Origin of the sequence: Epibacterium ulvae, assembly GCF_018678075.1 — a bacterium.
Classification (GTDB): domain Bacteria; phylum Pseudomonadota; class Alphaproteobacteria; order Rhodobacterales; family Rhodobacteraceae; genus Epibacterium; species Epibacterium ulvae_A.
In genome coordinates this window covers 1-22,076 of sequence record NZ_JAHHIR010000043.1, presented here as the reverse complement: position 1 = coordinate 22,076, position 22,076 = coordinate 1, and the positions used below count along the sequence as shown (strand labels likewise).

General features: G+C 56.3%; 28 protein-coding genes, 2 tRNA genes and 3 pseudogenes. 9 read left to right on the top strand and 24 right to left on the bottom strand.

The genetic code is table 11. The features are described from left to right. Nucleotides 1–9 precede the first annotated feature (9 nt). The 6 genes from KMP13_RS12390 to KMP13_RS12365 all read right to left on the bottom strand — a co-directional run bounded on the left by KMP13_RS12390 (nt 10) and on the right by KMP13_RS12365 (nt 5,269). Nucleotides 10–960: an MBL fold metallo-hydrolase gene (locus KMP13_RS12390; RefSeq protein ID WP_215266162.1), complete on the bottom strand. Its 951-nt coding sequence runs from the start codon at nt 958–960 to the stop codon at nt 10–12. A 61-nt stretch (nt 961–1,021) separates the two neighbouring features. Further along, a complete protein-coding gene (gene fahA, locus KMP13_RS12385) occupies nt 1,022–2,275 on the bottom strand; it encodes a fumarylacetoacetase (RefSeq protein WP_215266161.1) in 1,254 nt (417 codons plus the stop codon). Between the two features lie 4 nt (nt 2,276–2,279). Beyond that, nucleotides 2,280–3,641, bottom strand: a complete 1,362-nt coding sequence (gene hmgA / locus KMP13_RS12380) for a homogentisate 1,2-dioxygenase (protein ID WP_215266160.1) — start codon at nt 3,639–3,641, stop codon at nt 2,280–2,282. Nucleotides 3,642–3,817: 176 nt separating this feature from the next. Beyond that, a complete protein-coding gene (locus tag KMP13_RS12375; protein ID WP_215266159.1) occupies nt 3,818–4,267 on the bottom strand; it encodes a YybH family protein in 450 nt (149 codons plus the stop codon). 42 nt (nt 4,268–4,309) lie between these two features. After that, nucleotides 4,310–4,708, bottom strand: coding sequence for a nuclear transport factor 2 family protein (locus tag KMP13_RS12370; protein WP_215266158.1), 399 nt, complete (start codon nt 4,706–4,708; stop codon nt 4,310–4,312). 24 nt (nt 4,709–4,732) lie between these two features. Then, on the bottom strand, nt 4,733–5,269 hold the full coding sequence (locus KMP13_RS12365; RefSeq protein WP_215266157.1) for a peroxiredoxin-like family protein: 537 nt from the start codon (nt 5,267–5,269) through the stop codon (nt 4,733–4,735). Nucleotides 5,270–5,339: 70 nt separating this feature from the next. On the opposite strand from KMP13_RS12365, the gene KMP13_RS12360 reads away from it, so the two are divergent. After that, nucleotides 5,340–5,969, top strand: coding sequence for a TetR/AcrR family transcriptional regulator (locus KMP13_RS12360; RefSeq protein ID WP_215266156.1), 630 nt, complete (start codon nt 5,340–5,342; stop codon nt 5,967–5,969). On the opposite strand, the gene KMP13_RS12355 is transcribed toward KMP13_RS12360, so the two are convergent. After that, on the bottom strand, nt 5,948–6,484 hold the full coding sequence (locus KMP13_RS12355; protein ID WP_215266155.1) for a helix-turn-helix transcriptional regulator: 537 nt from the start codon (nt 6,482–6,484) through the stop codon (nt 5,948–5,950). The two genes, KMP13_RS12360 and KMP13_RS12355, sit on opposite strands and share 22 nt — an antisense overlap. Beyond that, on the bottom strand, nt 6,414–6,752 hold the full coding sequence (locus KMP13_RS20940; RefSeq protein WP_215266154.1) for a hypothetical protein: 339 nt from the start codon (nt 6,750–6,752) through the stop codon (nt 6,414–6,416). The genes KMP13_RS12355 and KMP13_RS20940 overlap by 71 nt, the downstream gene beginning before the upstream one ends. On the opposite strand from KMP13_RS20940, the gene KMP13_RS12345 reads away from it, so the two are divergent. The 4 genes and pseudogenes from KMP13_RS12345 to KMP13_RS12330 all read left to right on the top strand — a co-directional run bounded on the left by KMP13_RS12345 (nt 6,743) and on the right by KMP13_RS12330 (nt 10,020). Further along, complete coding sequence (locus KMP13_RS12345) at nt 6,743–7,615, top strand: carbon-nitrogen hydrolase family protein (RefSeq protein WP_215266153.1); 873 nt, start codon at nt 6,743–6,745, stop codon at nt 7,613–7,615. The two genes, KMP13_RS20940 and KMP13_RS12345, sit on opposite strands and share 10 nt — an antisense overlap. A 108-nt stretch (nt 7,616–7,723) precedes the next feature. Beyond that, nucleotides 7,724–8,365: a pyridoxamine 5'-phosphate oxidase family protein gene (locus KMP13_RS12340; protein ID WP_215266152.1), complete on the top strand. Its 642-nt coding sequence runs from the start codon at nt 7,724–7,726 to the stop codon at nt 8,363–8,365. 307 nt (nt 8,366–8,672) lie between these two features. After that, nucleotides 8,673–9,448: pseudogene (locus KMP13_RS12335) on the top strand (IS5 family transposase). Between the two features lie 146 nt (nt 9,449–9,594). Then, entirely contained in the window at nt 9,595–10,020 is a 426-nt protein-coding gene (locus KMP13_RS12330; protein ID WP_215266151.1) for a MarR family winged helix-turn-helix transcriptional regulator, read from the top strand. A 145-nt stretch (nt 10,021–10,165) separates the two neighbouring features. Here the strand turns inward: KMP13_RS12330 and KMP13_RS12325 are convergent. Beyond that, nucleotides 10,166–10,372: pseudogene (locus KMP13_RS12325) on the bottom strand (IS5/IS1182 family transposase); the annotation flags it as partial. A 144-nt stretch (nt 10,373–10,516) separates the two neighbouring features. On the opposite strand from KMP13_RS12325, the gene KMP13_RS12320 reads away from it, so the two are divergent. Then, the gene (locus tag KMP13_RS12320; RefSeq protein WP_215266150.1) at nt 10,517–10,822 is read left to right on the top strand and encodes a hypothetical protein; all 306 of its coding nucleotides are present in this window, start codon (nt 10,517–10,519) and stop codon (nt 10,820–10,822) included. A gap of 219 nt (nt 10,823–11,041) precedes the next feature. Beyond that, nucleotides 11,042–12,166, top strand: coding sequence for a tyrosine-type recombinase/integrase (locus tag KMP13_RS12315; protein ID WP_215266149.1), 1,125 nt, complete (start codon nt 11,042–11,044; stop codon nt 12,164–12,166). Nucleotides 12,167–12,193: 27 nt separating this feature from the next. Here the strand turns inward: KMP13_RS12315 and KMP13_RS12310 are convergent. From KMP13_RS12310 to KMP13_RS12245, 14 genes are all read right to left on the bottom strand, one after another. Then, nucleotides 12,194–12,268 (bottom strand) — tRNA-Phe (locus tag KMP13_RS12310). Nucleotides 12,269–12,346: 78 nt separating this feature from the next. After that, nucleotides 12,347–12,532: a DNA gyrase inhibitor YacG gene (locus tag KMP13_RS12305; protein ID WP_215266148.1), complete on the bottom strand. Its 186-nt coding sequence runs from the start codon at nt 12,530–12,532 to the stop codon at nt 12,347–12,349. Beyond that, nucleotides 12,529–13,551 (bottom strand): ribonuclease E/G, encoded by a 1,023-nt coding sequence (locus KMP13_RS12300; RefSeq protein WP_215266147.1) that lies wholly within the window; start codon nt 13,549–13,551, stop codon nt 12,529–12,531. Before KMP13_RS12300 ends, KMP13_RS12305 begins: the two co-directional genes overlap by 4 nt. Next, nucleotides 13,548–14,132 carry a Maf family protein gene (locus KMP13_RS12295; protein ID WP_215266146.1) on the bottom strand — a complete coding sequence of 195 codons (585 nt, stop codon included), beginning with the start codon at nt 14,130–14,132 and terminating at the stop codon, nt 13,548–13,550. Before KMP13_RS12295 ends, KMP13_RS12300 begins: the two co-directional genes overlap by 4 nt. Before the next feature lie 99 nt (nt 14,133–14,231). Then, complete coding sequence (gene infA / locus KMP13_RS12290) at nt 14,232–14,450, bottom strand: translation initiation factor IF-1 (RefSeq protein ID WP_005978431.1); 219 nt, start codon at nt 14,448–14,450, stop codon at nt 14,232–14,234. Between the two features lie 84 nt (nt 14,451–14,534). After that, nucleotides 14,535–15,413: a carbon-nitrogen hydrolase family protein gene (locus tag KMP13_RS12285; RefSeq protein WP_215266145.1), complete on the bottom strand. Its 879-nt coding sequence runs from the start codon at nt 15,411–15,413 to the stop codon at nt 14,535–14,537. A 27-nt stretch (nt 15,414–15,440) separates the two neighbouring features. Continuing rightward, nucleotides 15,441–16,022 (bottom strand): GNAT family N-acetyltransferase, encoded by a 582-nt coding sequence (locus KMP13_RS12280; RefSeq protein ID WP_215266144.1) that lies wholly within the window; start codon nt 16,020–16,022, stop codon nt 15,441–15,443. Beyond that, nucleotides 16,006–16,416 (bottom strand): ketosteroid isomerase-related protein, encoded by a 411-nt coding sequence (locus KMP13_RS12275; RefSeq protein ID WP_215266143.1) that lies wholly within the window; start codon nt 16,414–16,416, stop codon nt 16,006–16,008. The genes KMP13_RS12280 and KMP13_RS12275 overlap by 17 nt, the downstream gene beginning before the upstream one ends. Then, nucleotides 16,413–16,871 carry a low molecular weight phosphatase family protein gene (locus KMP13_RS12270; RefSeq protein ID WP_215266142.1) on the bottom strand — a complete coding sequence of 153 codons (459 nt, stop codon included), beginning with the start codon at nt 16,869–16,871 and terminating at the stop codon, nt 16,413–16,415. The genes KMP13_RS12275 and KMP13_RS12270 overlap by 4 nt, the downstream gene beginning before the upstream one ends. Nucleotides 16,872–16,873: 2 nt before the next feature. After that, a complete protein-coding gene (locus KMP13_RS12265; RefSeq protein ID WP_215266141.1) occupies nt 16,874–17,353 on the bottom strand; it encodes a UPF0262 family protein in 480 nt (159 codons plus the stop codon). 127 nt (nt 17,354–17,480) lie between these two features. Further along, nucleotides 17,481–18,782 (bottom strand): histidinol dehydrogenase, encoded by a 1,302-nt coding sequence (hisD, locus tag KMP13_RS12260; protein WP_215266140.1) that lies wholly within the window; start codon nt 18,780–18,782, stop codon nt 17,481–17,483. 95 nt (nt 18,783–18,877) lie between these two features. Then, nucleotides 18,878–19,351: a DUF2948 family protein gene (locus KMP13_RS12255; protein WP_215266139.1), complete on the bottom strand. Its 474-nt coding sequence runs from the start codon at nt 19,349–19,351 to the stop codon at nt 18,878–18,880. Continuing rightward, complete coding sequence (murA, locus tag KMP13_RS12250; protein WP_215266138.1) at nt 19,351–20,622, bottom strand: UDP-N-acetylglucosamine 1-carboxyvinyltransferase; 1,272 nt, start codon at nt 20,620–20,622, stop codon at nt 19,351–19,353. The genes KMP13_RS12255 and murA overlap by 1 nt, the downstream gene beginning before the upstream one ends. Nucleotides 20,623–20,631: 9 nt before the next feature. After that, nucleotides 20,632–20,787, bottom strand: a complete 156-nt coding sequence (locus tag KMP13_RS12245) for a hypothetical protein (RefSeq protein ID WP_215266137.1) — start codon at nt 20,785–20,787, stop codon at nt 20,632–20,634. Between the two features lie 84 nt (nt 20,788–20,871). Here KMP13_RS12245 and KMP13_RS12240 point away from each other — a divergent pair. Then, nucleotides 20,872–20,946: transfer RNA gene (locus tag KMP13_RS12240), tRNA-Thr, on the top strand. A 494-nt stretch (nt 20,947–21,440) separates the two neighbouring features. Here the strand turns inward: KMP13_RS12240 and KMP13_RS20515 are convergent. Continuing rightward, a pseudogene (locus tag KMP13_RS20515) lies at nt 21,441–21,665 on the bottom strand (zinc ribbon domain-containing protein); the annotation flags it as partial. Nucleotides 21,666–21,878: 213 nt separating this feature from the next. On the opposite strand from KMP13_RS20515, the gene KMP13_RS12230 reads away from it, so the two are divergent. Continuing rightward, nucleotides 21,879–22,076 (top strand): transposase (locus tag KMP13_RS12230; RefSeq protein WP_215266176.1); only part of this gene is annotated, 198 nt, incomplete at its 3' end.

Sequence of the window (22,076 nt, the reverse complement as noted above, 5' to 3'; positions counted from 1 at the left end):
GTTCGGTGATTAGCCTTGAAGCGCATCCCACATTTCCAGATCGCGCTTGTCGGTCCAGATACGGGGGTGGGCGATGCCGCGGGCTTCGTCGTAAGCGCGCGAAACGTTGAACGGTAGGCAGTGTTCGTAAATCGCGTAGTCCTTGAATTTCGGATCGCAGGAGGCGCGCACGGCGTCCCATGCTTCTTTCAGCGAGCCGCCACGGGCCGCAACCCGGGCGGCGGGCGCATATGTGCTGTCAACGAAGTCGCGGGTTGATTCAATCGCGCGTTCCACCGCGTCCTTGCCGACCAGCGCGTCACCGCGACCGGGTGCGATGGCGTCGACGTCGTAGGCTTTGATCCGATCAAGCGTCCCGCCCCAGTCAACGAAGTACCCGTCGCCACAATAGCAGGCAGAGTGGTCTTCGACGATGTCACCGGTGAACATGACATTCTCATCCGGGACATGGATGATCGCATCACCGGCTGTGTGGGCACGTCCGATATGTTTGATATCGACACGACGTTTGCCAAGGTAAACGGACATACTGTCCCTGAATGTGGTGGTTGGGTAGGTCAGGCCGGGGATGGACTCATAGCCTTCGAACAGACGGGGGAAGCGTTGGAATTCGCTGTCCCAATCCTCTTGGCCACGCTCTTCGACCATGCCGCGGGCGACGTCGGACATGATGATTTGGTCGGCACCGTAGGCGGAAGCCCCCAACACGCGCACGGCGTGGTAGTGGGTCAGCACGAGATGGCTGATGGGTTTGTCCGTCACCGACCGAACGCGCTCAATGACCTTTTCGGCCAAGCGGGGTGTCGCCTGCGCCTCAACGATCATGACGCTTTCATCGCCGATGATGATGCCAGAGTTCGGGTCACCCTCGGCGGTGAACGCCCAAAGGTCGCGCCCCACCTCGTCAAAGGTGATTTTCTTTTCGGTCAGGTCGCCTTGTGATGCGAATGCTTTTGCCATGAGTTTGGTCCTTTTTGCGCGCGGAGGAGCCTCCGGCGGCAGTATTTTGGGCAAGATGATACTAAGGGAATTTCACAGCCGGTTTGATGGTGCCGACGCAGGTGCCAAAGCCGATCTGGTAGCCGTCGCCTTTGGCGGCCCCTTTCAAGGTCATCGTGTCGCCGTCTTCGATGAAACTACGCGTTTCACCAGTGTCGAGCGTCATGGGTTCTTTGCCGCCCCATGTCAGTTCCAGCAAGCTCCCCCGCTCGGACTTTTCGGGGCCAGAGATCGTGCCGGAGCCGATCAGATCGCCCGCTGTCATCGCGCAACCAGAGGATGCGTGATGTGTCAGTTGTTGTGCGGCTGAGTAGTACATCAGGTTGTAATTCGTGCGTGCGATGGTGCTGGCGGCTTTGCCTGCGGGGGCCATCGTGACCTCTAGGTCGATGTCGTACAGCATCGGGCCGGGTTCGCGCAGGTAGAGCAGCAGGTCTTTTTCGCGCGCGGGTGTCGAGGCGCGGAAGGGTTCCAGCGCGTCTTTGGTCACGATCCAAGGGCTGATGGACGTGGCGAAGGCCTTGGCCTGAAATGGACCAAGCGGCTGGTATTCCCACGCTTGGATATCGCGCGCGGACCAGTCGTTCAGCAGCACGTAACCGAAGATCAGATCGTCCGCTTCCTGCACGCTGATCGGTTGGCCCATCTGCGTGGTGCCGCCGATGATCGCGCCCATTTCAAGTTCGATATCGAGCCGTTTGCAGGGTCCAAAGGACGGGATATCCGCGTCGGGCGCTTTGGTTTGCCCGTTCGGGCGGGTGATGTCGGTTCCCGAGACCACAACCGTAGAGGCGCGCCCGTTGTAACCGATGGGGATGTGCAGCCAGTTAGGGGGCAGCGCGTTTTCGGGGCCGCGGAACATGGTGCCGACGTTCATGGCGTGGTGCTTACCTGCATAGAAATCGGTGAATTCACCGACCAGAAACGGCATGTGCATCGTAGCATCTGCCATGGGGGCGAGGTGTTCTTTTACGTCGGCTTCATGCGCGGACCCTTCGGAGAGCAATTCAATCAACCGTGCGCGCAACGCCGCCCAGACATCCGCGCCCAGTTCTATCACGTCGTTCCAGAACGGCAGATCGAACGCGCCGTCGGCGTCAAGAGTAATCAGACCCGCAGCCTCGCAGCGTGACATGTCCAAAATCATGTCGCCGATCGCAACGCCGCAGCGCGGTTCGTTGTCACCGACAGAGAATACACCATACGGCAGGTTGTTCAGGGGAAAGGACGTGTCGGCGGTATTAGCCGAAGCGACCCAGCTTTTCATCAGTGGCATGTGTCTATTTCTTTCCAGCTGTTCCGTCGAATTTCTTTTCAATGTCGGCCCAGCAGTCGATGTAATCGTCCTGCAATGGCGCGTCTTTGGCGGCAAATCCCGTTAGGTGCTGCGGGAAGCGGGTTTCGAACATAAAGCTCATTGTGTTGGCCAGATATTCTGGCCCCAGCTCTGCGTTACTGGCCCCTTCAAAGGCGTTTTTATCCGGGCCGTGCGGCAGCATCATGTTGTGCAAGGACATACCGCCGGGGACAAAGCCTTTGGGCTTGGCGTCGTAGATGCCGTATATATTTCCCATAAGTTCGGACATGACGTTCTTATGATACCATGGCGGGCGGAACGTATCTTCGGCGACCATCCAGCGGTCGCGGAACAGAACGAAGTCAATGTTTGCGGTGCCTTCGACGCCTGAAGGAGCGGTGAGGACGGTGAAAATCGAGGGGTCCGGGTGATCGAACAGGATCGCACCGACCGGGCAATAGGTGCGCAGGTCGTACTTCACCGGCGCATAATTCCCGTGCCATGCGACCACATCTAAAGGCGAGTGTCCGATTTTGGTTTCGTGGAACTGGCCCGCCCATTTGACCGTGACAGTTGAGGGCAATTCGCGGTCCTCAAACGCCGCTACAGGCGTTTTGAAGTCGCGTGGGTTCGCCATGCAGTTGGCACCAATTGGCCCCCTGCCCGGTAGTTCAAACTTTTGGCCGTAGTTTTCGCAGACAAAACCACGGCACGGGCCGTCGAGCACTTCGACACGGTAGACAAGACCGCGCGGGATGACGGCGATCTCTTGCGGTTCGATATCAATGACGCCGAGTTCTGTAGCAAAGCGTAGGCGGCCCTCTTGCGGGACGACCAACAGTTCTGAGTCCGCTGAATAGAAGTACGCATCCTGCATGCTTTCGGTGACCAGATAGACGTGGCTGGCCATGCCGACCTGCGTGTTCACGTCACCCGCAGTTGTCATCGTGCGCATGCCGGTCAGCCATGTCAGCTCTTCTTCCGTATGCGGCACAGGATCCCAGCGATATTGGCCGAGCGATGTCACATCCGGGTCCACATGCGGCGCGGATTTCCAAAGCGGCAGGTCGATCCTTTCAAAGCGATGCGTGTGCTTCACGGATGGACGAATGCGATAGCACCACGTGCGTTCATTCTGGTGGCTTGGGGCGGTAAAGGCGGTGCCGGACAGCTGTTCCCCGTACAAACCATAGTTCACTTTCTGGGGTGAGTTCATGCCTTGGGGCAGAGCACCTGGCAGCGCCTCGGTCTCGAAATCATTGCCAAAGCCCGGCATGTAGCCTGCCGTTGTGCCAAAAGGGGTGGCAGCGGACGTCAGGGTGGGGAATTCAGCATGCGTGCTCATATTGGTTTCCTTTGCAACTAAGCATAAATTAATGGTTGTACTTGTAACTAACAAGCAAAAAATGACCTCATTTTGCAGATTCTTTTGGGCACGTATCAACAAACGAAAAACCCCGCGCACGACGGGCGTGCACGGGGTCTGGTCCATGAGGCAATGGGAGGTCAGCCCAATAGGATTTATTCAGCTGCGTGCTGGTTGAACATGTCGACAACGATGTCCCAGCTGTCGCCATTGCGTTCGAGAACGAAAAGATATGTGCCTTCGGCCTTCGCCCCGACTTTTTCAATGTCCAGCGCGTAGGTGCCGATCATGACGGCCTGCGATCCGTCATCCGAAATCTTCAGCTCATCAAACGTATGCGTCAGCGCACCTTCGTTCTGGACGATAAAGCCGAAGGTACCGCCAGGAACTTCAAGACCCGCAATCGGGGCTTTGTCGGGTTCGATCCACAAAGGAGAGTCATTGTAGAGGTTCATGAAAGCCTCAAGATCATAGTTCGCGATGATTTCATTGTAACGGTCGTTGTAAGCTTCGAATTCAGCCATTCGGATGTCATCGGCGGCCAGAACAGTTGTGGCAATCAACGTGGCGAGGGCAAAGCCCTTCAGGGAGGATAACAAGCGCATGGCCTTGTCCTTTCTAAGGTAGGTTAAGAATGTGGGTTGGGTTTAGGCAGCTTCAGGCTTGAGGAAGATCACTTCGCGCAGCACTTGCCAGCGGGCATCTTGGAACGTCAGATCAATGCTCAGGGTCAGGTCCATGTTCACGCCGCTCAGATCGTTTTTGCGGGACAACAGAACATGGGCTTTGTCGCCATTCACGTCGATGCTGTGGAACTTGGCCCATGTGTTCATCGGCTGATCACCGGCGTCACGTTTGGAAGCGAACAGACCTTTGAATGCTTCTTTATTGGCGGTGTTCAGATTGTGTTCGTGGTCGATCATCACAACATGCAGGTCGTCGTGATAAATCCGGTCGAGCGTGGCGACATCATATGTCGTCGCTGTCTGGATCAGATCGTCGATGGCTTGGCGCACATCGGCTTCGGGACTAGTATCAGGTGCCATGGGAGGGCTCCTTTCGGTTCAGGGTTAAGCAGCGTGGGTGCCGCGGATCGGGTAGTTGTTGTCGGGATTGCGCACGAACCGCAAACCGCCCAGCAGGGTTTTCAGGTCAGGACGGGCGAAGGGTGCGTTTGAGATGTCGATCAGTTGCAACGCGCCATCGGCGTTAATGACGAAGATGCCCGGTTCGGCGAAGGGACGATCGGTTTCCTGCGCGGACCGCGGGTTGGACACGTAAAGACCTAGGTCATGCATCTGCGCAATGCTCAGATCATAACCAACCAGGAATTTCGGTTCGACCAACGCCATCTGATCACGCGCCTTGTCCTCGGTGTCAGCGGATACTGCGACCACATCAATGCCAAGCGCGTGGAAGTCGGGCAGCAGCGTATTCAGGTCTTTCAGATAGCTGGTGCACTTCGGGCAATGCTTGCCACGATAGACCACAACCATCTGCCAATCGTTACCGCCCAAGGGCGTGCCAAGGGACAAAGTGCCCCCGCCCAATTGCGCAACATCTGTCACCTGAAACGCGCTACCAGCGGAGAGTTTTTGTGAAGTCATTTTGATAGTCCTTGCATTTTGTGTCGGTCGTTATAAATTACATCGGTGATCTATCGTCAAGGTTTTTGTAATGAATGATACAAAAAAAGTTGGACGCCCCAAGAAATTCGACCGTCATCAAGCGGTTGAAGATGCAATAGGTGTGTTCTGGACAAAAGGTTATGACGGCGCGTCGATGAAATTGCTGACAGATGCGATGGGAATCAACAGCCCCAGCCTGTATGCAGAGTTTGGTGACAAGGCCGGTTTGTACCTAGAAGCCATCGACCACTACGCCAATGATGACGCCTGCGAACCGCTGGTCGCGTTGGAACGCGAAGCTGACATTAAGGATGCGGTCACCGTATTCCTTGGCGCTGTCATTAACTATTCCACATCGCACCCGAGCGGGGCCAAAGGTTGCTTTCTGGCCTCATGCGTGTCGACAAGTGCAGGGAATGTGAAGGGTGCAGCGAACCTGTTGCAAGACGCGATCAAAGGGACCGACGCCCGCATCCAAGCGCGCTTTGATCTGGAAAAAGCACGCGGCACCCTGCCCGCTGACTTCCCGTCAGCCGATCAGGCGCGGCTGTTGTTTGATCTGCGACAAGGGTTGGTGTTCCGCGCACGGGCTGGCATTTCCGATCAGGAATTGCGCCAAGGCATCACCACAGCGGTTGCAGCAGTTCTTGCCTCCGCTTACACAGCAGCGTTGCGATAAGCACGCGGACTTTGGCCGTTCTGATTGCGGAAGAAAGTCGAAAAGCTCTGCAAATTCGAAAAGCCATGCCGGAACGCGATCTCACTGATCGACTGATGCGCAAAGCGGGTGTCGCGCAGGTTCTGCGCAACGGCCTCTAGCCGTTTCTGACGGATATAGGTGCTGAGGGTCACGTCCTCTTTTGCAAAAATCTTGCCCACGCAGCGCACGGACATATTGATCTCATCCGCGACCATTTTGCGATCCAGATCAGGATTGCCCAAGTTACTGCGGATGAAAGATTTGGCGCGCAACAGCACGTGCTGTTCGGGCGACGATAGTACCACCTTATCGGCACTTTCCGACGCAAGACCGGTGGCGATCAGATCCATCAGTGTATCTTGCAACAGGTTCTGCAACATCGGGTTCGGGGTGTTCACATGTTCAGAAAACGCCAGAATGTTCTCACGCACCAACTTCCCGATACCGCTTTGCCCGTCGATGGTGCGGGCGGCCAGGCTTTCGGCATTTGGCATTTGGCAGGCGATCAATCAGTTTGGCGGCGGGCAATTGAACCACCGTTTGACTGAAATCATCGGATAGATCGAGGCTGTACGGATCGGTGCTTGTATAAAGCGCCATGTCGCCGGGACACAAAAGAGCGGTCTTTCCGAACTGAGTGACACGCGACGATTCGGCGGTTTGCAGGCTAAGTAAGAAGTACGCGTCAGAGGCGCTGCGAATATCGCGCTTGCGCCGATCAACCGTGTGGGACAGGCCAGCAACGCGCGAAATTGACAGCACAGAATGGCGCCAACCTTGTCGCGTTCAGCGAAACATGGCTGCCGGGCTACCCAAATCACATCTGGATGGGCCCTGTTGCTTGGCAAATGCAGTTCGTGGGTCGCTACTTCGACAACTCTATCGAAGCAGGCAGCGAACAGGAAGCACGCCTTGCCAAAGCTTGCCGCGACAACAACATCCAGCTGTCTATCGGCTGTTCCGAACGAGACGGCGGGTCGCTTTACATCGCGCAGTGGCACTTTGATGAAACCGGTGAGGTTGTGAATCGCCGCCGCAAGCTGAAGCCACCCCATGTTGAGCGCACTGCCTACGGTGAAGGCGACGGGTCTGACCTGAACGTCGTGCAGACCAAAATCGGTCGCGTTGGTCTGCAGACCTACTGGGAGCACCTTCAGCCGCTGTCAAACTATGCAATGTATGCTCAAAACGAACAGATCCACGTTGCCGCCTGGCCGGACCTACATCTTTACAAACACATGGCCTATGCATTGGGCCCAGAGGTCAACAACGGCGCATCTATGCTTTACGCGGTCGAAGGCTCTTGCTTTGTGGTCGCACCTTGTTCGCTGGTCACGAAAGAACTGCAGGACATGCTTTGCGACGGCAACAAAGACATGGAAGCAATGCTACCTGTTGGCGGGGGTCACACGCGCATCTTTGGACCAGATGGGTCCGAGTTGGCAGAACACATCCCGCACGATCAAGAAGGCATCATGTATGCCGACATTGATCTGCACATGATCGGCTATGCCAAGGCTGCCGCTGACCCTTCGGGCCACTATGCCAAGCGCGACAGCACCCGCCTGCTGATCAACCGCAAAAAGCAAAGCGCAGTCGTGAACTTTGACGACGCATCAGGCTGAGAAGAAGTGACAGAAGCCGCTACTAACACCGAGCTGGAAGCCCCTGAATAAAGTGCGCTGCTGGCCCCGCCACCACGGGGCCAGCCCGGGGGATAAAGGGAGGTAGACATGTCAGATCAAGAACCCGCAGTGTCGAACCCAAAGGAGTTCTATACAGACGCGCAACGCAAATTACAGGCTGAAAACGGTCACGACAAACTAGTCCTCGCCGTTGTCGGTGCCATCGTCCGCGATGAGCTTGAGGATTGCCACATCGACTATATCGAAAGCCGCGACTACTTTTTCCTAACCACGGTGACAGCGGACGGCGAACCAACGGTCAGCTACAAAGGTGGTCCGGTCGGCTTTGTGAAACATGTGGGCGACAATACGTTGGTTTTCCCGAACTATGACGGCAACGGTATGTGGCTTTCGATGGGCAACATCGATGCGGCCAGCAAGATTGGCATGCTGTTCATGGACTTTGTAACACCGTGGCGCATCCGAATTCAGGGTGATGCAACGATATCGAAAGACTCTGAGTTCATGGCTCATTTGCCCGGCTGCAACATGGTGGCTAAGGTCAAAGTGACCCGCGCATTTCAACACTGCGCCCGGATGACCCACAAGCATAAACGAGTCGAAGAACATTCGGTCTATGTCCCTGACGCCGAAGGCAAACAGCCCTTCCCCGCATGGAACCGGATCGAACCTTTGCAGCATTCCTGCACCCCGACGATCAAGGCAAGGCGGAAAAGGCCGGTGGCTTGATCAGCGAAGTAGAATACATCGATAAGGTCATTGACGGCACGTCGTAAGACGCGCCCACCGGCCCCCACAAGAAATCCAACAGGAGAAAACAACGAAACTTCATCACCCTCGCAACAGGGATGGAATCGCTGTGTCTGTCCGCATTTGCAACCACTGCCGCCGCTGACGGGCACGGCGCCAACTGCGGTTTAAACAAAGGCGAAGCAGCCTCTGGCGATCCGATCAAGGTCGGCGGGATCAACGGGGCTTTGTTGCACAAATCGGTTGAGGGGATTCATGTTGTGAAACCAGCATGATAGCTGAAGGCATGAGCAGCTGGGCCCCAACGAAGTACAAGACCACAAATTGGTCGTCTTACAATGACAGTTTGAAGCTACGCGGATCGCTGTCGATTTGGTTTGACCCAGCGATGGCCTGGGTGCCACCGCCAAGCGGCAAGCGCGGTCGATAACAGAGTTTCAGCGACGCGGCGATAGGCGTGCCTGACTTTGAAGGTCCTGTTCGGGCTCCCATTACGGCAGACCACTGGCTTTGTGCAAAGCCTGCTGACTGGTCGGACTGGACTGGGCGGCACCTGATTTTAGCACCCTTTGCCGTCCCATTGCCCGACAGGCGATTGCGTAGAAATCTGCCGAGGGGCGAGGTCACCACCTGCGATATTGGTGATGCGCCGAAGCTGCCAGAATTGCTGGATCAAATTCCACCCGATCAGAACATCGGCAGTGTCACAGCAGATGGGGCGTATGACACTCGAAAATGTCACGAGGCGATTGCCGCTCGCAATGCCCATGCTGTCAGCCCACCGCGCAAGAATGCCAAGCCATGGAAGCCCACAAGCGCCGGCCTCCGCCCGAAACGAGGCCGTCAATGCGCAGCGGTTTCTAGGCCGCACTCTGTGGCGACGGCTCCGGCGGATACCACCGCCGAAGCCGTGTCGAAACCAAGATGCACTGTATAAAACTGCTCGGTCAATCGCTGATGGCCAAGGACTTCGACAGGCAGGTCGCGGAGATCCCAATCCGCATCGCCGTCCTCAATCAATACACGGCCCTTGGCGTACTTCTCACAGAGGCCGTAGGATAAGTCCCTCTGGGAAAAGGCGACGTCCGACCCTCACACGATTTGTGCAACAAAGCCGCGCTGCGGATTGAAAGAGCCCCTGTAGAAATCGACGTACGCGTCTGATTTTTTCTGGTTGCTTCCGTAACTAATTCCCGTAGAATTGGGGAATGACCGATTTTGATCTCAAAGATTTTACGCCCTATTTACTGAACCTCGCGGCTGAAACCTCAAGCGCGGGGTTTCAAGCCTATTACAAAGATCGCTATGGCATGCTGCGCACCGAATGGCGCGTGCTGTTTCATCTGGGCCGCTATGGTCCACTGACTGCCAAGGAAATCTGCGAACGTGCGCGCATCCACAAAACCAAGGTCAGCCGCGCTGTGTCCGCGTTAGAAGACAAGCGCTATTTGCTGCGCAGAGAGCAGGCCGAAGATCGTCGCCTTGAAACGCTTCGCCTGACCGAAGCAGGCAAGAAGGTGTTCAAAGATCTGTATAAAGAGGCAGCCCGCTTCGATCTGGAAATGATGTCAGATTTCACGGCCGAGGAACACGCCATCCTGCACAAGTGCCTCACCAAGATCGCAGCGCTTTAGACGCCCAGATAAGCACGTTCGAGGATCGAGAGATCCGTTTTCAACTGCCCTAGCCGTCCTTCAAACCGCAGTTTACCTTGTGACAACACATGGCTTTGTTGCACAAATCGGGGTTTGAACGGATATCCCCTTTCCCCGGACGGATTTATCCTACGGGCTCTGTGATAGGTATGCCAAAAACGGTGTAGCGGTTGAACACAGCGATCCGGACTTGGAGCTCGGCAACTTGCCGGTCGAAGTCCCGCGCCATGAGGCTTTGGCCGAGTAGTTTGACGCAGTGCATTTTCGTCTCTGCGCGGCTTCTGCGGTGATATCCGGTCAACTTTCGCCAGAGTGCTCGTCCTAGGTGTTTGATCCCATAATTTGATGGTGCGATCTGCTTTTGGACTGGAAGGAAGCATTATGGGACAAGTGCGTCACGGGCGTGCCACGCACTGTTACCCGGCAGGCGATTTGCACCGCAAATTTGCCGGGAGGGCACGTCGTTGCGGCTTGTTTGGCGGTACTGACTCGCGAAATCCATTGTGCGGGTGTCGAACAACATGACGCCTTAGGCCTCCTACGCGACGCCCCGGACAAAATCGAAGCGGCCTTGACGAGAGGTCCTGGGGCGTTCGTGGTCTATCGACTGGACCCAAACGGGGCGCGGGGTGTGGTTACAGACAGCGAGCCCCGTTTAGAACGTTTTGTGGCAGCTGCCGAATATGAATCCGCGCCACTTTTTGGGTTTTGCCCGGCCACCATTGCCGAGTTGGCGACCCACATCGACGCGGGCGCGGCCTCTCTGAAAAAGGGCGGTTGATCATGACACACCAGCGATTTAACGCATGATGAACGCTGCCGAGGCTGCCCATTACTGCGGGTTAGCTGTCAAACATTTCAAGTCATTCTGCCCGGTACAGCCAGTACTCATTCCACCGAAATACAAGCAATATGATCGAACCGACTTGGACAAGTGGCTTGACGATCTGAAGGCCGGACTAGAGACGGCATCTCAAAGCGCAATTTTGGATCGCTTGTGATGACCTTAGTGCGCGTTAAGGGGTTTAAGATTTTCGCCGACAGGCATGGACAAATGCGGTGCAATCATCGCAGCACCAACCAAAAGGTTGATCTACAAAAATCTCCGCTTGGCTCTGCTGAGTTTTTCGCAGATTGCGCCAGAATTTCGGCAGCAGCTTTGGCCTTGAAGCAGATTCAACCGAAACCAGGAACACTTGGCGGCCTGATCGCGGTTTATTTCGCTGAAGCGCATTTCCTGGAGCGCTCCAAAGCAACCAAGCGGGAATATCGAATGTGCGCCGAGGTATTGAAGCCAATTCTGGACACTCCGGTTTCCTCTATCAACACGCCACTTCTTGCTGCCATCCATGACAAGCTCGCTAAGAAACACAGCTGGGATAAGGCAAATCGCGTCCGTAATTTCCTTATACAGGTCTTTAAGTTCTGCATTCCCAAAGGCTTAATCTCTAAGAACTTTGCAGAAGATGTCATCAGGAAACCGCGCCCCAAAGACACCCCGGAAGCATACAGAACGTGGACTTTCGAAGAGGTTCAAACAGTTCTTGAAGCCGCATCCCCTCAGCTGCGGGCAGCGCTCGCAATGATATTCTGTACGGGTCAAGATCCAAGCGACGCGCTCGAGTTTCGTAAAGATCAGGAAAATGACGGGATCATATGGAAAGGCCGAAACAAGACCAATGTTGGCGCTGCAATCCCAATCAGCAGCATTCTTGAGATCGAACTAGCAATGGCACCGGCACACGATGCAGAAACGCTGCTTGCGAGTTCAAAAGGCACGCCTTGGACCTACGATGGCTTTGCCAGCGCTTGGCAGCGGCTTCGGATAAAGCATGAAAAGGCTGGCAAGGTTGCCCCGGGACTAACCCCAAAGGGGCTGCGCCACACCATGGCAACCTGGCTGCGTGAGGCTGGGCAAGACGAGCGAGAGATTTCTGATTTGCTCGCGCAAGACTCGAAGGTCATGGGGCTGCACTATTCGAAGAACGCCGCGCTGGCCCGAAAGAACAAAAAGACAATGCAAGCCTGGGAAGGAGAATATGAGCGCCGCGCCCAAAAAGCAAAATTGTCAAACCCACAGAAAAAACCGTCAAACCCTGACAAGGAGTTCAAGTTCAATGAGTAAAAACCATTTATTTTTCAGGGAGTTAAATGGTGCCCGGGGGCGGAATCGAACCACCGACACGAGGATTTTCAATCCACTGCTCTACCCCTGAGCTACCCGGGCACGGGAAGGCATCTCGCCTTGGGTGGGGGCGTTCTATGCGGTCCCACGGGGAGTGTCCAGAGGGATTTTACAAGTTTTTCAACTTTGTTCCGGCGGTGGTGAGTTTTCCAAAATGTGCAGAGCGTCTTCAACATCTTGCGGGTCTTGACTGGGCATTGCGTAGGCCCCGTTCATCCACTTTGCGAGGTCAATATCCGCACAGCGACGGGAACAGAATGGCCGGTAGGTTGCCACGGTGTCTTCGCCGCAATTCGGGCAGCTCATGGCAGAAGCTCCTGCACCGGTGTGCGCCCGCGTTTACGTTGCAGTTCGAAATGTCCAAGGTTGGTCCAGCCGACCATGATCGTCTCTTCACCGTCGGACTTCAGGCTTGCACGCAGGGTAGCCTCAAAGGCGCGGCGGTCCTTTTTCGGCATAGGCGCCAGGTCCAGCACGATCTGCCCGCCCAGGCCACGCACACGTAGCACGCGGGGCAATGCCTTGGCGCAGGCCATATTGGCTTTGATCCCGGCAGCGAGCGAGGTGTCTTGACCCGTATTGACGTCGACAGCGACAAAGGCGCGTGTGGGCTCCACAAACAAGAATGCGCCGCCGGACAAGGGCTCTTGGATGTCTTGAACCACATCCAATGCGTCGAGTACCGCGTGACGTTCAAATCCGCCGGGGGTGCTTTCGATTGTGGCGGGTTCCACCCAATCGCGCCAAGCCAGCAGATGCGGACCATCGCCCTCTGACAGCACCTCGGGTCCCTCGCCTGGATCATCCAACACTTGGGTGGCAAGGTTGCACATGGTCTGAATATCATCGGCGATATCATCCGGGTCTACGCCCGCGCAGGCGGAGCGCAGGATGAGCCCATAGGGCAGCTCTCCGGCGATGTCGTGGGCGACCTCCAGCAGGCGGTCACGCTCGTCTTCGTCGCGGATCGACCGCGAGATATTCAACCCCGGCGCATCCGGCGTCACAATGGCGTAACGGCTTTTGAATAGGAGCTTTTGTGTGACCGGGATGGCTTTGCCGGGTTCGGCATATCCGGTCACCTGCACCAGCATCATCTGTCCAGGTGCCAGCCCTTTTACCTGCCGCAAAAACGCGGGGCCGTCAGGCGAGGTAAGGAACATACCGCCCTGCCCTTTGACAGGACGATCCGCACGGGCGCGATATATCGTGCCCGGTGCTGGTGCGTCACTTTCGATGTAGAAGTCTTCCAACACCCCATCCACGATCAGCGCAGCAGCCTCGCGTTCGTTCAGATGGTCCAAGATGATTGAGCGGCCCTTCATTCGGCGGCCTCCTGTTGAAAGACTGGCACGCCTGCAGCGCGCAGCAGATTTGCAGTTTCGGCCAAGGGCAAGCCAACGATTCCAGTAAATGACCCGCTGATCCACGGGATAAAGGCCCCGGCCGGGCCTTGGATCGCATAAGCACCCGCCTTGCCCTGCCAGTCATTGCTGGCGAGATAGGCGTTGAGCTCTTCGTCAGACAGGCGTTTCATACGCACCTGGCTGACCACATCTGTTTCCCAGACCCGATCACCTTTGCGCACGGCCACGGCAGTGATCACACGGTGGCGACGCCCGGACAGCGCCCACAGGTATTCAGCGGCCTGGCCAGCATCCTTGGGCTTGCCCAGAATGCGACGGCCCAAGGCTACAGTGGTATCAGCACAAAGCACCACGTCATCAGGTGCGGCTGTGACCGCATCCACCTTGGCGCGGGTCACACGGGTGCAATAGGGGCGCGGCAGTTCGGATTTGAGCGGTGCCTCATCCACATCAGGAGGGCTGACGGCCGAGGGTTCGACCCCCAACTGTCGTAACAAATCCAGCCTGCGCGGGCTGCCCGATCCGAGAATGAACGCCATCTTGTCCTCAAAACTCATTGTCGCATTTGTGATACGCGGGTGCATCGAAAAACAAAAGCCCGGCACAGGCCGGGCTTTGAACACCATTTCGGATCGCGCTTACTTGAAGCGGTAGTTGATCCGACCTTTGGTCAGGTCATAGGGGGTCATTTCCACCTGTACTTTGTCGCCTGCCAGAACACGGATGCGGTTCTTGCGCATCTTGCCTGCCGTATGTGCGATGATCTCATGGCCGTTTTCTAGCTCGACCCGAAACGTCGCATTTGGCAGGAGTTCCTTCACGACACCGGGAAATTCGAGCGTATCTTCCTTGGCCATGGTCTCTCCTTTACACAACTTCCCGCACTATCTACGGGACGTGGGCCTAAATGAGGGCTTTTTGCCTTTTTTTCAAGGGCGCAATCACACCAAGCTGATATTTGAGGTCATTTTGATACGCGCGGGCTGCTCTTGCCAGTGGAGCCGGTTCAAAACACCCCCATCGGCGCGCACTTTGTCAATTTGCTCCAAGTTTACATCACCATAGGTCCAACCCGGTACGTTCAATTCGCCCTGCGCGATGACCCCGGTGTCCGGAAACCCGTGATCCGGGGGGGCGAAAATGCCGCCTGCCCCAGTATTGATATCCACAGCCTCGGACCAATCCGCGGTCCCAACAATCGAAGACATTGCGGTGACGTATTGATTCTCTAACGCGCGCGCCATCGCGCCAATGCGCACACGACTGTATCCGGCCAGCCCTTCTGTGCAGCTTGGCACCAGCACGACATCGGCCTCGGACAGCGCCCGTCCGAGCAATGGGAACTCACTGTCGTAGCAGATCAGCACACCAATTTTGCCAAGCGAGGTCTCAAACAGGCGCAGGCCATCACCCGGCTCGATGTCCCAATCTTCGCGTTCGAACCGGGTCATGATTTGTTTGTCTTGGTGACCGCTCAGACCCTGTGGCGTAAACAGCTGCGCGCGGTTCACCGGACGTGGGAAGCCTGCCATCACCGGAGCCGATGCGCCAAGAATATGAACCCGATGCTCGGCTGCGAGTTTTACGTGCAAGGCGTTGGCCTCTTCCATCCACTCGGACACCGCATGGATGGAGCGTTCCAGATCGGCGGCGACCTCCTTGCCCGCAAGCGTTGACAGCTCCATCGCCGCGTATTCCGGGAACACCAGCAGATCGGCCCCCTGCCCGGCCGCCTCAGCAACCCAAGCGGCGATCTTGTCCTCGTATTGGCTCCAACTGTCGAGCCAATCTAGCGGGTAAGCGGATGTCGCAATCTTCACCTGAGCCTCCTGCATTGCGGGCGCGTGTTAGAGTTTGCGCGTCCAGAACTTTAGCGTCTTGGTGCTCTCTTGAGTGTCCCCAACATCGACCCAGGAAAACCGCGCGGTCACCCCCGGCATGGGCGCATAACCGCGTTTGCCCCAAAACGCATCCAAGGGTCGGTACTCTGCGGGGCGCATCGGATGGGTTTGGGCCCGGATCACACCGCAAAATGCGCTGGTGCCAAACCCGTGCTGACGAGCGAACTCTTCGCGGTGGTCAAAGAACGCATGCCCAATGCCCTGGCCCCGGTATTCGGGCAACAGAACGCTTTCGGCGCAATAGAAAATATCGTCCGTATCGCCGGCGTCACCATGCAGCTGGCTGGCATCGCCGTGATCCGCAAGCGGCATACCGGTCGCAGCCCCGACGATTTTTCCATCACTGATGGCCGCTACCAGAACCGCGCGCGTCTTATCTTTGTAGGAGCGCAAGTAGTGCTGCTCGCTTTCATCCGAGCCATCATACAAATAGGGAAAGGCGCGAAAAACCGCGATCCTCAGACGGGCAAGGTCCGGCAAAGCGCGTTCAAGCGCGGCCCCTGACAGGCTCTCAATCTTGACTGACACCGGATTTCACCTGTGCAATCCATTCGGAGAGATTGTAATATGTGGTCACCCGCGCGATTTTGTCGTCGGCAAGGTCAAAGAACGATCCAGCAGGCAGGCGATAGTTCTGTCCATTTGCGGTTGGCAGGCCATCGTCCGTGGCCAAATAGGTGCCGTTGACAATGTATTCCGCCGCAGCCCGTGTCCCATCGGCGTTGAGAAAGATGATCATATCGGTCAGCTCTTCCTTGTAGCAGCGGTCCATGTGGGCACAGAATTCGGCAAACTTCTCTTTGCCGACCCGGATTTTGCCTTCGTTTACATGGTGGGCAATGTCATCGGACAGGCAGGCCAACATCCCGTCGATGTCCCCTGCATTGAACGCCGCAAAATAGCGCTGGATGGTGTCGCTCATTCGAATTCCCTTGGTTCGCCCCAACGTTTTTTAAGACATTGGATGATCTGATCGCGTGTTTGGCGATACATCTCTAACTTGGCGTCCCGCGTTTCCCCTAGCCCAGTAGGGTCCATTATCGGCCAATATTCGACATCAAGGTGAAAAAAACGGGTGAGCTCCAGCGCGCGGCGCTGACTGGCAGGCGACAGGGCAACCACCAGATCAAAGGACGACAGATCATCGCCCCATTGCTCCATCTCATCAAAGGAGCGAGAGCGATGCCGCCCCAATTCAACATTGATTTCCTGGCAAACTGTGATCGAAAACCCGTCGATCTCCATATCATTCTTGACGCCGACAGATTGAACATAGGTCCCGGCGCCATAGAATTTCTTCATGATCCCTTCTGCCATCGGGGACCGGACCGCGTTGTGGTCACAACAAAACAGGACCGAATGCGGCAGTTTCTCCAATGTCAGGCTCCAAAATGCAAAACACAGATCAGCGTAAACAGGCGGCGTGCAGTATCAGTGTCGATCTCTGCTTTACCTTCAAGACGTTCCTGCAGCACGCGGCTTCCTTCATTGTGGATGCCCCGGCGCGCCATGTCGATGGTTTCGATCTGACTTGGCGGTAAATTTTTCACGGCGTTAAAGTAGCTTTCGCAGATCTGGTAGTAATCTTTGACCACCTGACGAAAAGGCGACAGCGACAGATGGAATTCCGCCGCCTTTTGCCCGGCTTCGGTATCCAGATCGAAAACAAGACGTTTGTCCCGGATCGCCAGGCCCAAATGATAGGGGCCATTGGGGATCTCTTGCCCGTCACGCGAGGGAAGGACGAAACTGTTTTCCTCGATCAGGTCGAAAATGGCCACTTTGCGCTCTTGGGCGATTTCCGGCGTGGGCGCGGGCAAATTCCGGTCGTCCAGTTCAATTTGACTGATGTAGCTCATTTTATAGACCTCAGCACTTGATGGACCTTCACTCAGCACAGCTGATCCTATGTAATTAGCTTATGCTGCGGTGCAGCACAATCCATCCAAGGTCGTAAGTTTCCGCAAATTTCCCGGAACGCTATCATCAACCGTTCAAACTGTCCAACCGCGCTCGCACCGAAAGACCATGTGCTTCCAAGCTTTCGCTTTGCGCCAATGCTTCTGCTGCGGGGCCAATGGCGGCAAGTGCGGCAGGTGTCATCTGGCTCAATGTGGTGCGTTTCAAAAAGTCCATCACCGACAGACCAGACGAGAACCGCGCTGAACGCGCCGTTGGCAATACGTGGTTCGGACCGCCCACGTAGTCACCAATCGCTTCGGGTGTGAATTGACCAAGGAAGATCGCACCAGCGTGTACCGTCTTTTGGCTCAATGCTTCGGGATCCGCCACGCAAAGCTCCAGGTGTTCCGGGGCAATCCGATTGGACAATGCCGCCGCCTCATCCAGATCGCGCACGGTGATCACCGCACCATAGTCACGCCAGCTGGCACCGGCGATGACGCGTCGCTCCAGCGTTTCGAGCCGCGCGTTCACCGCGTCAGCCACCGCGCGACCAAAGTTTTCGTCGTCGGTGATCAGCAACGATTGCGCGCTTTCGTCGTGTTCTGCCTGGCTCAGCAGATCAAGCGCGATCCAATCGGGTGTGTTGTCTTTGTCCGCAATCACCAGAATCTCGGACGGGCCAGCAATCATATCGATGCCTACCTTGCCAAACACCCGACGTTTGGCCGCCGCGACAAAGGCATTGCCGGGCCCGGTGATCTTATCAACCGGCTGAATGGTCTCGGTCCCATAGGCCAGTGCCGCGATCGCCTGCGCACCACCGACACGGTAAACCTCATCCACGCGCGAGATACGCGCCGCAAGCAGGACCAGCGGGTTGACCTCTCCATCCGGTGTGGGAACGGTCATGGCCAGACGGTCGACGCCTGCGACCTTTGCCGGGATCGCATTCATCAAAACCGACGAGGGATAGGTCGCAAGCCCGCCCGGAACATAAAGACCCGCCGCAGACACCGCAGACCAGCGCCAGCCCAATGTGGCGCCCGCATCGTCCGTCCATTGTTCATCACGGGGCATTTGCCGGATGTGGTAGGCCCGGATCCGTTCGGCCGCTAGCTCCAGAGCGGCACGGTCACTGTCGGACACTTGCGCAATAGCCTGGTCGATCTCTTCTTCGCTAAAACGCAGATCCGCCGCCGCAAGGTCAAGCCGGTCGAACTTGGCCGTCAGCTCCAGCACCGCCGCATCGCCACGCGCACGCACATCCGCGATGATCTCGGCGACGATGGCATCCACATCCGGGCTGTCTTCGCGTTTGGCACCTAGCAAAGCGGTGAACCGCGTTTCGAAATTTGCATCCGAAGTGTTCAAAAATACCGGCATGACGGCTCTCCTTTGCCCCCGCATAGCGAGGCGCGATCCGATCCTCAAGCAGTGAGGGCGTTTTTCCAGACCAAGATGGTATCAAACACGGCGCATCACTCGGGATGTTCGGGGGTCTTGCCCGAGGGGGCACCATAGGGGCGGGTGACATCCTTGAGCGTCAATTCCAGCGCCTCGACCTTCAATCGAAGGCCTCCGTCTCCGGCCAAGGTCAGATGCACAAATCCGCCGCCGTCTGTTTCTTCAAACGCAATCGACAAGAGCGAACAGATCGTGTCCCGGTCGGTGCGATCAACACCTTGCGATGACACGCCCAGAACATTGTCGATGACCAACAGCGACTGCACCCGTTCCACAGACCGGCCGCGTTGTTCAGCCGCTGCTTGATCCTCCCAACGGAACCGGTTGAGAAGAATGGCAAACCGATGCTCACGCGGCAACCAGCGCATCTCTGACATTGGAAACACCGCATCCTGGGCCAGCGTCGACAAAACCCCAAGGTCCTCAACGTCCAACGCACCAAGGTTCAGCGGTGCCTCTCGCCCGTCTTCAAACGTCGCGTCCGCCATTACAGATCCTTGACCCGCTCTATCTGGGCCCCAACGCCGGACAGCTTGCGCACGACTTTCTCGTAGCCGCGATCCAGATGGTACACTCGGCTCACACGGGTCTCTCCTTCGGCGGCAAGTCCCGCCAGGATCAACGAGACCGAGGCCCGCAGATCGGTGGCCATAACCGGCGCACCTTTCAGTTTTTCAACACCGGTCACTGTGGCGGTGCCGCCAGAGACTTCAATCTGCGCACCCATCCGCATCAGCTCGGGGGCATGCATAAAGCGGTTCTCGAAAATCTTCTCCTCCAGAACGCTGGTGCCTTCGGCGGTGCACAACAAGGCCATCATCTGCGCCTGAAGGTCGGTGGGAAAGCCGGGAAACGGTTCGGTTGTTACATCCACCGCCTGAACGCGGCCGTTTTTGCGTGTCACCATGACACCGTTTTGCGTGGCCTCGACCGACACACCGGTTGCTTCCAGTTTTTCAACAAAGGCACCAATCAGATCCATGCTGCCACCCAACAGCTCGACCTGACCGCCACAGATAGCGGGGGCAAGCATATAGGTGCCAAGTTCAATCCGATCCGCCACAACCGGGTGGGTCGCGCCATTCAACCGGTCGACCCCCTGCACAATAACAGTTGAGGCACCCTCGCCCTCGATCTGCGCGCCCATCTTGCGCAGACATTGCACCAGATCGACGATCTCAGGCTCGCGCGCGGCATTGTTGATGACGGTTGTTCCCTTGGCCAGAACCGCAGCCAGCAAGGCGTTTTCCGTCGCGCCGACCGAAGCAAACGGGAAGTCAATTGTGCCCCCCTTCAGACGACCACCCGGTGCCTTTGCATGCACATAACCGTCTTTCAGTTCCAACTCCGCTCCAAGCGCTTCGAGCGCTTTTAGATGCAGATCCACCGGGCGCGCACCAATCGCGCAGCCTCCGGGCAAGGACACAACCGCATGGCCATCACGCGCCAGCATCGGGCCAAGCACCAGGATAGAAGCGCGCATTTTGCGCACGATGTCATATTCGGCCGTGTGGTTGTGAATGTCGTGGCTGGACATTGCCAGCACTTTGCCGCCCTGCAAGGCCGAAACTTCGGCGCCCAGCGACTGCAGCAAAACCGTCATCGTGCGGATATCGCTCAGACGGGGCGCATTGGTCAGCGTCAAAGGCTCTTCTGTCAGCAATGTCGCAGGCATCAAAGTCAGGCAGGCGTTCTTGGCCCCTGCAATTTCAATCTGCCCATTCAAAGGGCCATTGCCCGTCACCACAATCGAATCCATCGTCTTGTCCTACCCTTCGGTTTTGCCTGTAGCGTCCTCGTTCTTCGACGAACGCGCCTTTGCTTGCGCCTTGCGGCGGGCCATATTTGCCTTCAACGCCGCCTTCAAGCGGTCATCGCGCGAGACGTCGGAAGCTTGTTTTTTTGGTGTTTTCGGATCAGCCATAAAACTTCTGTAGCTTAGTGGGAAAAAACCGTCCAGATCCTCTTGCATCCCTCAGCGAATATGCCTAGAAGCCCCCACACCGGCGCTGCTGTAGCTCAGAGGTAGAGCACTCCCTTGGTAAGGGAGAGGTCGAGAGTTCGATTCTCTCCAGCAGCACCATTAACTTTTGCACCTCCTGAAAACACACCTAAGGCCTTGAAAGGCAACGCTATTTGGGGTGTTCTAGGTCCATCAATTCGATGGTACGAAAATCCGCCAGAAAATCCCAATCCAAGGACGATTCTGCGCAAATTTTTGTCGCCGCTTTCCCATATTTTCCAAGGGTTTGAGAGGAAAATCAGGGCGAGTTCTAGGAATGCTTCGTAGGTCTTCGATTTTGTCGGCGTTTTTGTGAGGTTTTCAGCCATAAGCACCTTTGACCTTTCTAGTTTTGTGATCCTTTTTTCGTAAGCGCCGATGATTGTTTCATCGCTTGCAAGCATGATGCGCGAAAGCAGCGCTTCGATTTGTGTGTCTGTTTCCGTGATCTTACGTTTGGCGGATCGCGCCGCATCTTTGGCTTGTTCTAGACGTGCCTCCCATGCACGTTGGAACATTTTCCTCGCTAAATCCATGTAAGTTGGGCTGGGTTGCAGAGACTTCACGACCTCTTCAAACGAGCCTTCAATTTTGTCACGCGGGATCGATTTTCCATAGCTTTCACAACCCTTGGACTGGCACAGATAATACGGGTAATACTTGGTCTTCCCCTTCGACCAAGAAGAGCGCAGCTTGGCTCCACAATCGCCGCAGGTTGCGAAGCCTCGCAGTGCAAAGTCTTCACCAATATCCGCACGTGCAGGCGCATAGCCCGTGTCATTCAGGTGTTTGTGTACCATTTCAAAAGTCGCCATTGAAATCAGAGGCTCGTGCTGGCCTTTCAGCCAGTTCAGCTCATAGACTTCACTACACACATAACCCGCGTAGAGAGGGGTGGTTAGTAAGTCTGTAATACGCTTATCCAGAACCTTGCCGTTCTTGTTGTGTGGGGCTTTGTTGCACAAATCGGTTTGAGGATTCACTGTTTGAATCCAGAGTGATAGCTGGAAGGTATGAGCAGTTGGTCCCCCACAAAGTACAAGAGCACGAACTGGTCGGCATACAATGATGCGCTTAAGCGACGCGGATCGCTTGAGATTTGGTTTGACCCAGAGATGGTTTGGGTGCCGCCACCGGGTGGCAAGCGCGGCCGCCAGCAGCGTTTCAGCGATGCGGCGATCCAAGCATGCCTTACCCTGAAGGTTTTTGAT